The organism is Cohaesibacter marisflavi, from assembly GCF_900115225.1.
GTDB lineage: Bacteria > Pseudomonadota > Alphaproteobacteria > Rhizobiales > Cohaesibacteraceae > Cohaesibacter > Cohaesibacter marisflavi.
In genome coordinates this window covers 191,034-201,410 of record NZ_FOVR01000012.1, presented here as the reverse complement: position 1 = coordinate 201,410, position 10,377 = coordinate 191,034, and the positions used below count along the sequence as shown (strand labels likewise).

4 protein-coding genes and 1 pseudogene are annotated in these 10,377 nt (G+C 52.3%); 2 read left to right on the top strand and 3 right to left on the bottom strand.

Annotation, left to right across the window (positions count from 1 at the left end):
* Positions 1–1,799 (bottom strand): annotated as a pseudogene (locus BM258_RS19215) (hypothetical protein); the annotation flags it as partial.
* A gap of 125 nt (positions 1,800–1,924) precedes the next feature.
* Here BM258_RS19215 and BM258_RS19210 point away from each other — a divergent pair.
* The gene (locus tag BM258_RS19210; RefSeq protein WP_090074851.1) at positions 1,925–2,263 is read left to right on the top strand and encodes a type II toxin-antitoxin system RelE/ParE family toxin; all 339 of its coding nucleotides are present in this window, start codon (positions 1,925–1,927) and stop codon (positions 2,261–2,263) included.
* Positions 2,260–2,550, top strand: a complete 291-nt coding sequence (locus BM258_RS19205) for a helix-turn-helix domain-containing protein (RefSeq protein ID WP_090074850.1) — start codon at positions 2,260–2,262, stop codon at positions 2,548–2,550. Before BM258_RS19210 ends, BM258_RS19205 begins: the two co-directional genes overlap by 4 nt.
* Here the strand turns inward: BM258_RS19205 and BM258_RS19200 are convergent.
* Positions 2,547–7,859, bottom strand: coding sequence for an LPD38 domain-containing protein (locus BM258_RS19200; RefSeq protein ID WP_139229326.1), 5,313 nt, complete (start codon positions 7,857–7,859; stop codon positions 2,547–2,549). The two genes, BM258_RS19205 and BM258_RS19200, sit on opposite strands and share 4 nt — an antisense overlap.
* Positions 7,860–7,871: 12 nt before the next feature.
* Positions 7,872–10,373, bottom strand: coding sequence for a type 2 periplasmic-binding domain-containing protein (locus tag BM258_RS19195; RefSeq protein WP_090074848.1), 2,502 nt, complete (start codon positions 10,371–10,373; stop codon positions 7,872–7,874).
* Between the last annotated feature and the right edge of the window lie 4 nt (positions 10,374–10,377).

Genomic DNA, 10,377 nt, shown 5'->3' with positions numbered 1-10,377 from the left:
GTCTTTAGAGCAAACGCGCTTGCGTGCTTCCCGTCCAGCTTGTCACTGTCTGCGGCCTTTGCTCCCTTGCGCAGATACCGGTTATCTGAGGTGGATTTGTTGTAGTAGTCATCGAGGCTAGTTGCCGTTGCAAAATAGCTTGGCAAATGGCCACCAAGCTTTGAAGCGTTGGCTGCTGTGGCGCTCTTGCCCAGATAGCGTCCATTAGCGATCGATTTGGTATAGTAGCGGTCATCATGGGTGTGGTTGCTGGCCGATCCTGCTTCTGCAAAGAGAGCCCATTTGGTGCCAAGCGATCCTGTTGGAGCCACATTGGATGAGGATGCAAGGGCGATGTAGGTCGAGCCGTCATATTCAACCAGTTCATTGACCACGTAGGCCATGGCCGCTGACCAACTGCCGCGCCAGGTCGCGCCACGATCCCCTTTAGGCCCCTGCGGGCCAGTCGGGCCGCTCGGGCCTATCGGTCCCTGAAGGCCGGTTTCGCCTTTGACGCCCTGAATGCCTTGTGGCCCCTGTGCGCCGACAACACCTTGTGGCCCGATTGGGCCTTCCGGTCCCTCTGGGCCACGCGGTCCTGTTTCGCCGGTTGGGCCTTCTATCCCCTGTGGACCTTGAGGTCCGGCTTCACCTTGAGGGCCAAGATCCCCCTTCTCGCCTTTGACACCTTGCGGCCCCTGTGGTCCCTGTGAACCGGTTGGGCCACGCCCGAAGGCAATGCCATCGGTCCAATGGGCAATTTCGTTGGATCGCTTCCAGTAGATTTTACCTTCATCAATTGCCAGGAACGACCACATGTATGGCTTGGTGTCATATTCGGCGCGATTGGCGATGAGCCCCATGCTATCGACTTCATAGCTTTCGCCCATCGGACCTTCAGCGCCCTGTGGGCCTTGCGGCCCCTGGATACCAATTGGACCCTGCACGCCTTCAGGACCACGCGGTCCCGTCGGGCCTTGTGGGCCTACCATCCCTTGTGGTCCTTGCTCTCCGGCCGGGCCTTCCGGTCCTATCGGGCCGCGCTTACCTTGTGGCCCCTGAATACCGATTGGCCCCTGCTCTCCCTGATCCCCTTCCGGACCCTTCGGGCCGATTGGGCCTTGAGGTCCGACCGGCCCCGTTGGTCCTTCTGGTCCCTGATCACCGTCAGGGCCTTTCTCTCCTTGCGGGCCAGCAATGGCAGAACGCTTGAGAACCCAGCCCAATGTTGCCGCTTCGTCTTCCTGGGTTGGCTCTGGCAGGTTGCGGATAGACCGGCCTGCCGCATCAAAGTGACCGTCCGAGCTTTCGGTCAAATAGCGTTCGTGTATCCGGCTTACAATCGCTTCTGCGTTGTTGCCGATTGTAATGAAGTTTTCCTGTAGCTCTTGGAGTTCTGCTTCGGTCAAAGACTGAGGGAGCAGGATTGAACGCGCCAGCTTTTCCCTGAAATTATGATCCTGCTCGATGATCCATATGAGGCATCGTTCAAAAATGGCGTTGATTGTCGATGGGGAGTAATTGGCGCTGGTTAGGCGCTGATAGAGGTTATATTCGGCATCGCCCCGAATGCTATAGACAACGTCTTTCTCTGCACCTTCTGCGAGCGTGATCGCACCGCCAAGATCTTCACCCGCTCCGGATATCGTATAGTCGACATTCAATCGCAATATGGAGGATGTACCATCCTGTTTGACAATAGCCACTTCGAGATCTTCATCTCGTTGGAATTTAAAGGTGACAGAAAATCTGACCTGCCCGTCAAAGGCCGGATATTCCAGATATCGGTCATCTTCAGAGATTGAGTTTTCAGCAGACATGAAAGCGATCCCAAGCGAATTACTCCTCTATCAGGATCGCCCGAGCCAGCTCCGGTCAACCGCGCACTCATTCAGCCAAATATAAATTATTGACAAATGTAACCCATTGGGTTACTAAAACGATCATGATTACCGTCGTTGAAATAGCAGGTTTCATTAAGCAGGCAGAAAAGCTGTTTGATGAGACTGAAAAGCAGGAATTGATCAATTTTCTCGCCGAAAATCCGGAGGCAGGAAGTGTTATTCCAGGCACTGGCGGTATTCGCAAATTGCGCTTTGCGGCATCAGGACGAGGCACAAGAGGTGGGGCAAGAATTATCTATTTCTATTACGATGAACGCGTTCCCCTCTACGCACTGGCCGCCTATGCAAAAAATCAGAAAGAAGATCTTGATCCCAAAACCAAGAAAGTGTTGACGCAACTGGCTGATATCATCAAGAAAGCAGCAAGGAGTGAGAAATGAGCGATTTTGGAAAAGACCTTATCGAAGCCATGCAGCAAGCCGCTGCTCATGCACAAGGCAAAGATGTTCCGGGAACACGCGTTCACTATTTCCCTGATCCAGCTAAAGTGCGTGCAAAAATCGGGTTGTCACAGGAAAAAATGGCACCATTGGTTGGCATGAGCCTATCGGGCTATCGCAAGTGGGAGCAAGGCAAGCGCCAAGTGAGTGGCCCGGCACAAACCCTGCTTCGCGTTCTGGATAAAAATCCCAAGGCTGTTATTGATGCGCTGGAAGATGTGGCCTAATTGCGTAAACCTGGGACAACGGCTTTGGCTTTTCGTTTAATCCGCTGACCATTCAATTCGCGCTCATGTTTGGCCATTGCCACAAAATCCCCCATAGGTGCTGCAGATCCATCTTCCAGCAGGCGTTTGCGATAGTCCGGCCATGCCTGCTCTACTGCTTCGAAGGGAACTACCCCTGCCGTTGCATAGCGATCTGCGAGCACTGACAGGATTTGCGGATTAAGTGCTTCCAGCTCGCGATAGTGGCTGGAAATATCCGCAATGCCTCTCTTCTCCCATCCCGGCTCATTGAGCATAACAAGCGCATTTCTGGCCTCTTCCACTTGGATCGACGCCAAAATGTCGACCATGGCCCCCCGATCATTGGAAGGGATCCCGGAAATATCGCCCTCAGCTCCTGTAACTGTGTCATCTACCAAATCCTTGCGAAGCTTCGATATTGCAAGAATGGCTCTTCTCGCACGATCAAACGGATGAAGCTTCTTCGCCTGAGAAGCTTTTCCCTCCATATGCTTTGCGGTTATGTAGACGCGTTGTTCTTCAGTCAGGCTTGCCAAATAGTCTTCTCGTTCAGCCCCTTCGGACATGGCATCATAACTGCGTGAAGCTGCTTCCCATGTCCCTGTTGTGATGGATACTTTTTCCCAAAATTTGTTAGCGGATCTCGCCCCCTTAGACGCCGATTTGATGAACCTGCGTAGGAAGGGCCAATCATCTGCTGATTGCTCAGGCTTGTCACTGGCAAGGTCGGAAATGGAAAGCAAGGAACGACCGAGACCGCCGCCAAAATTGACCAGGATCTTGTCTGTCAGGATTGGCGACCAGCCTAAAGTTTTTCCAAGCAATTTTGAAAGAGACGATGTTGCTGCTGTTTGCTGTAAATAGGGTTCAAGGCCTTGCAGTTCCTGTGGGATGATATCTGCACCAGTAAAGAAATCTTTGTTGGTTTTCTGTTCGAAGTAGGTGCGCACCAAGGGGTTGGATTCAAGCAGATTGGGCGGCAATGTCGCCTGAAGCGCTCCGGCTTGCCAGCGCTCAAACGCTGTCGGATCCTGTCCTATAACAGCATCCCAGGTTGCTTCCCCAATGTTGAGAAACACTGCAAGTTCGAACGGCTTGGGAATAGCCGTCCACTTGTTTCCAGACTTGACCATCCAGTGGGAGGCTCGGGTTGTTTCATTGAGTTCGTGATATTCGTCATGTTGACGCATCATAGCGTGGAGCGCGGTTCCTGCTGTTATCAACGCTGAGAGGCGAACCCATGCCCAGGCGGCCTGTGGCAGCGCCCTTTCTTCTTCGGCGTTCAAGATCTGCCCCATTGCCTTCTTGGCCAGTGGCGTAACCATCTGGCGAACGCTCTTATCAAGGCCTTGTAGGCTGGCATTGAGAAACGGTATTACACGGGATAAGCCAACCATCTGAAACCCATGGCGGTCAAAGTCGATATGGTCCCGAGCAAGCCAAGCGGCTTCAAAGGCTGCTTCATAGTCGGCCAGTCCCCGTCCTTTCGCCTCGTCGTAAAAGGTTCGAAACAAGCCTATACGGGTAGCAGTCTCGCTGACCTCGGTTAAGCCCATCAGTCCCTTTGTGAATTCAATCGGGTTCTTGGTTCCAAGATATTGGGTAAAGTAGCCCTTCTTACGGAGTGCATCGAGATCGTGCTTCATTGCACTGTCGCGCAAGGCTGCAACATTCTCCCCGCCCATAATGCCGCCCATCTGGTTATACATGCGGGCTGCGTCACGACTAAACAATTCATCCCTCATCCCGCTGGCGGTGGCAGATACCCGTTGGAACGGCTTTCCATAAAAAATAGCCGCCATTGTTTGGTCCCTGACGATGTTGGCCAGAATGAACTCTGGTGCGCTGGTTACCCCTACGCGCAGCGCTCGTGACGGGTAAGCCAGCATGGAGACCCAAAGGTTTCTTTCGCTTCCTTGCATATGCAGGAAGGTTTTCATTACCTGATCGCCCTTTTTCCCGTCTGCAATCCGGATCGCACGCAAGGTTCCACCATCTCGAAACGTTAGGATGTGACCCTTTTCTGTTGTGACTTGGGGCCTAAAGTGTTTGATTTGGACATCTTCGAGAGACGTTCCTTCAAATATATCTCGAATTGACTGGATCTCCGGTTCCCCATATCCGACCTGTCTCATGCCTTTCGTCATGTCTTCAACCGGGTTGGTTTTCAAAAGAAGCTTCATTTCATGGGCTGGAATTCGCTCGACAATCGCCCCTGTGTTGTCCCCGGCTTGGATAGCCAAGCGATCAAGAGCTTTGATCATGTCATTCTGGGCAATAGCGATGCGGGTTTCATACATGTCAGCAATCATTGCTTCCAGAGGATTGATCGTATCGCGCATGGATCCTACGAAACGGTCAACCTGGCGAGACTCCATACTCCTGGGGCCTTTTGCATTTGTGCCTATAGGACCGCCATCTCCTGGATAATCCATTACCCGTTTCATCGGAACATAGTCGCGGATTTCTAGCCCCGCTCGATATTGCTCTGGAGAAATCAGGCCGGCATCCATTTTCAGTTTCCAGGAAGCCTTGCCCCATTCATGGACCATGTTTGCCGCTTCCATGAATTCCGGGAATTCCTGCTCATAGCGCTCAATGGCGGTCAGGCAGTCCCCTTTGGAGATCTTGTCCGGTTCATTCGGGATCAAACCTTTCTCGAAACGTTCCCATTCAAACAGAATGCGTCTGGCCTTGAGGTAAGCTGCAAAGTCAGCCATTCGCCCATCATTCCATTTAGAGAATACGCTGGTGCCGCCCATAGCCTTGATAATGGCATCACGCAGACTGGCTGAACCGGGGGTGAGAGAATGATATCCATGGACACCATATAGAATATCCATGTGGGCACCAGACCGAGCCCCCTCGGCCATTCTGGCCAGTTTGTAGGGGCTGTCGATCGCCTTCAGGTCCATTGCTCTGCCGGTATTGTCATTGAAGGCGCGAACCAGCGCCTTTTCCAGGCGGTAGACCGGGTGTTTGGCATCAAGCATATGGAAATATGCATCATGCAGGTAATCGGCGATGGTGTTGCCAAGCCCATATTCTCGCACTTCATCCAGTAATTTTCCTGCGAGTGGTTTCTGTTTGGATGAAACTATGGTGCGCTTTATGGCCTCATCAGAAGGAAGGCGGTGCCACTCGTAAAAGGCGTCCTGCAGGGCAACCAGTTCCCTGAGCATATCCTGATTATTCTTCTGCAGGTAGCGCGTGAAGGCCTTGGTGAAACGCGGGGCTTCCTGCGACACGTAGTTCGGATTGGTCATATAAAGTCGGAAGAACTCGGCAAACCCTTCACTTAGTTCGTGGCCTTCCGGTGTGCCTGGATACTTGAGCGGCTCGATCTCGATAGCGTGCAAGCGGATCAGATCGCTGAATTCTTTTCCCAACTTCTTGTCCAGGTGATGGCCCACTTCGTGGGCAAATACCTTGAAATCGTCGCGTACCCGCATCCTGATCATGCCGGTGCGGGTGTGGAATGTGCCCCAGACATTCATCATGGATCGGCCACCCGGCCATTTCAGAACCTTTTGTCGCACACCGATCACGCCGGTTACCGTGGCCAGCCGATCTGTCAGATCCTTGATGCGGTTAAAACTCTTTTCATGAACAGCAACGGCGTCCTCTGTCCGAATACCGCTTTCCGGTCGATGTAAATCTCCTCTCATTTCTGATCGCATTTTCGACAGGAAGGGCTGAACCTCTTCGTCTTGTGACCGGATCGCTTCAGCAAGATCATTTTCCAGCTTGCCCTTGGCCACATCAAGAGTCATATTTTGCTCGGCCGACGAGGTGGAGGACGTGTCCACCTGGCGATCTTCACTGCGCGCCATAGTATCAGTGGGGCGTCGGCTTTCCTTGTTGCTGACTTGCTTTTCTGGTATTCTATGATCAGCCGGCAAGGTGGAGGAGCTGTGTGTGTCCGCCTGGCGACTATCAAGGCGCTCCGTACTACCCTTGATATGCCGGTCCTTTTTCTCAAATGCTGTCATCAGCCATGTTTTGGCTTCTCCGTCAAAATCGAGACGAACAACAACCATTCTGTTGTCGCTGGCAAGCCGAATACGATTGCCTGTTTTTGTGATAATCGATGCAGATCTCACAATGCCAGGCAAGTCATTTACGACTTCAGGGTGTTTCTCCACGATCTTTTTCAAACCAAGACCCTTTTGACTTTTTGGGTCATAGTCACCCCAGATCACATCAATCGGACCGATTTCAGGATGGGAAATAGCCTCGGGGGCTTCTCCGGCATTCATCTGTTTGAGCCGATCAACCAACCCGATCCAGTTGCCGATATAACTATCAGGTTTCAGTACTGGGCCAAGTTTTCCAATTCCTGCAATATCAGGATCTGTTTCTTTCCATGTTCCGTTGTTTTTCCAAAGTGGCTCCGCATTGGGGTCCATGGCCATGGATTGTGTTTCCGATGGTGCCATAGTCTCTCTTTGTTGAGGAAAATACCTGTCCCCTAATGCAATAGGATCATTTGGACTTTCTGAGTCCATCAGAGCGCGTTTGGCAATGGACGGTGCCTCCGGCTCGCCAAAATCAAGTTTGACGCCCTCGGGCAGCTCCACGTCCATTTTGGGGGTGTCTGAGGTAACAGCAACATGGCTTTCGTCGATTGTAGGGCGAATGAAGGTGTCAGCAGATGGAACTGGGGTGGGCTTAGTTGCCTCGTGAATTGCATCAACAGCTTGAGATTCTGGCGAGGCTGTTCTATGGGAAATTGGCCCCATAACACCGCCCGCGACAGTACCAACAGCTGTTGAAGCTAGCCATTGCTTGGTATCGAATTGATCGCGGAATCCTGCAGTCTTCTCTATTTCCTGAATAGCAGCGTCAGCGACGGCATTCGTAATAGCGGCATCAGTTGCACCAGCAAAGACACGAGCTCCGATTGACGTCATAGAACGACCGGCTAAACCTACGGCTTTGGCTCCGACGCCAACAGGAATGAAGTTCTCGAGAACAGGAAGGTTATTTTCGTTGTCCCAAATCCCGCCTGCGATCTGGCCAAGAAGCGCTGCGCTGCCTTCCAGCATTCCATGCCATTCAGGTAGCGCCTGATATCGGCTGTCAAATAGCTCCCGGTCCGCTTTCCTCGTAGTGTCCTGCAACGCACCTTGAATTGTACCCGTTCTATTTTGCGCTTCCATATTGAGAAGAAATCGATCTGCTAGGCCGGGGCCCTTGTCGAATTGATCATACGGATTTGGGAGAGCCTGAGGATCTTTTCCTGCATCTATGTTGTCATATGGATTTGTCATTTGCTGAGAGGGCATAACATCCTGATCCTATAGATTTTTAATGATTTGGTTTTCGAGCAATTGTTGATGAATTGGCCCCCAGCCTTGCATCATTGAAGGACCAGCCAAATATTCTGCTCTTCTGGCGTCAGTTTGCTTTTGGGCCGTTTCTCGTTCGATGTTCTTTTGCAATTCCAGAAACTTGTCAGAACTGCCGGTCCCGAACTTGGCGTCAAAGTCAGTTGCCGTTTCAGGATGTGCGAGAAGGTAGTCGATGTGGTTTGTATTGGGTGTTGCTGCGAGGGGCATATTTCCCTCAAGCGCTTGTGCTGGGAGGGATTGCTCAACAGTTTCGTTGGCTGCGGCAATTTCTCTTCGGCTAGGCACTTGGCCCAGTTGCGTTTTTCTGAGGTAAGCCGTTGCAACTTCAGCTGCCTCCTTGCGAAGCCCTTTCCAGTTGAGGATCTGTGACATCACTTCATCAGCATATATCCCATAGACACTATCGAGTTTGCCGAAGAGATCCTGCCACACTTGACGATCTGTGGATTTAGCAACAGGCATGGCAACGCTGGCGAGCTCCGAATTCGTCAGCGGTGCCTTGGCAAAGTCCGAGATCCCGATGGCTTCCTGTGCTTCAAGCCTACCCTTGATCAGCTCTTCCATGGCAACGGGATCACCTTCATAGGCTTGCTCACGAATGGGCTGGAGTTCATCAAACGCATTGTCTACCGCCAGAGCGGGATCTTCCTTGCGCTGTTTGAGTATCCGTTGGGCCTCTTTCTGGGCCGTGTCATGAATAGCCATTTGATCCGTGAAGCCGGATGTACCTGCCTTTGGCTCCAGCCCCTGAAGATGGGCTTGCATGTCTGAAGCTGACATGACATCGAGGCCGGATGTAGCCTTGAAAAGGTCGGCCTGTATTTGGCGGTTATGCTGCCAATTCGTGGCGAATTCTTCTCCAAGAACGCCTTTGACCTGGTCAAAGGTGAGTTCCTCATCATCGATAGATAGACCGATGCCGGTGGAGCGAATTGAGGCCAGATCGTCCTTGACCCAGCCGCGCATCTTTTGCTCTTGCAGCTTGGCAGTCGCTGTTTCTGCTTTATTCTGACTGGAAATTGCTCCTTGGTATTTCCGTTCAAGGGTCTGGATTTGCTCAAGGGAAAGGCCTTTGACAAGCTCATCCCCATTGGTCCAGCTCTCTTTGAGCCCTTCTACAAACTCTTTCTTGCTATCGATATCAGGCAGGGCATCAAAAGTGCCATCAAGGCGGCCTAACGTGACGGTATCGTTGATGTGTTTTCGATCACGAAGGGCTACATCAGCGGAAATAACTCCGGCATCAAGAGCGCTCTCAATTGAAGCCAAATTCTCATTGATGGAAACGCTGAGGCTTTCTCCTGCTTCTTCGTCATTGGCTGCGCGGTAGGCCTGTTTTTGCAAACTGTTTCTGGCGTCACTGATCGTTTGATCATAGTCAGCGCGTTCCCCGTCTCGTATGCGGGCATCCTCGGCGGCGCGCGCTGACTTCTCATAGCCAAATCTCTTCTTTGCAAAGGTTTCTTTTGCAAAGGCGATGGATTCGGGATCATTGCCAGTCAGTTGACCAATTCTACCCAGGACGGTGTTTTCTGCTTCATCAAATGCCGCCGCCAGCTCTGCTGGATTGTCTTTGTGATCCTCATAAAGGGCATCAAGCTGTTGGGTGACTTCTATGGGAAGGCGACGACTGATTGCTCTATTCTGCGCGGCTGTATAGGCTTCCCCCATGGGAGTATCACCGCGACGCAAGGCAAGTGCGGGCCCCGAAGAAGATGGGCGTCCCGTGCCCGCAACATGACGCTCGGCGAATAGCAGTGCAGCGCGAGCCTTGTGCGCCTCCATTTGTTGTTCGACTTTGTCGCGTACGGTGCCAGGCGCCCCTCCTGCTGCTTCGTCTGATGCGTTGGGCCTACCAACCTGACCAGCATTGATGGCGGAGTAAATATCAAGAAGCCCCATGCCTGGCTTAACACCCGCATCCCTCAAATAGCGCACGATTGCGCCATTCTCGCCAAGCTGAGAAGCAATCGGGTTATTCCAATCGACACCATATTTTTGGGCTTGAGGTTCTCCAAACTGAATGAGACCACGATGGGTGCCCCATTTCGTAGTCGGTCCTTTGATTAATGGATCAAAAGTCCCTTTCGTTTCGTATGAAATAACAGTTGCAAGATCTTCGGGCGAAACCTCTAAGGCTGCGGCTGTAGCCTGAATGCCGGTCCTCAGCTCATCACTGATCTGCAATGTGGCACCAGTTCCCAAATCCGCGCTATATCCGGCCTGCGTTCCTTGGTCTGATGCTGTGGCAATGGCCTGCTGTTGCTGCCGCTTCATGGCGCGGTCAGCCAAATTGCCAAGGGCCTGCCCTGCCCGTCTCAAGCTGTTGGCCGTGGTGAACCAAATGCCGGCATTGGGATCAACGGCATATCCTGGCTTGGTGCTTACCTGGCCATGCGTATTCAGTTCCGCCAGTCTGCCCGGACTGCGGGCGCGTTGATTTGCCATTTGG

What these genes read in the sequence shown, in the direction of transcription:
- BM258_RS19210 (WP_090074851.1), top strand. Translation starts at nt 1,925, where the DNA reads ATGATTACCGTCGTTGAAATAGCAGGTTTCATTAAGCAGGCAGAAAAG.
- BM258_RS19205 (WP_090074850.1), top strand. Translation starts at nt 2,260, where the DNA reads ATGAGCGATTTTGGAAAAGACCTTATCGAAGCCATGCAGCAAGCCGCT.
- BM258_RS19200 (WP_139229326.1), bottom strand. Translation starts at nt 7,859, where the DNA reads ATGCCCTCTCAGCAAATGACAAATCCATATGACAACATAGATGCAGGA.
- BM258_RS19195 (WP_090074848.1), bottom strand. Translation starts at nt 10,373, where the DNA reads ATGGCAAATCAACGCGCCCGCAGTCCGGGCAGACTGGCGGAACTGAAT.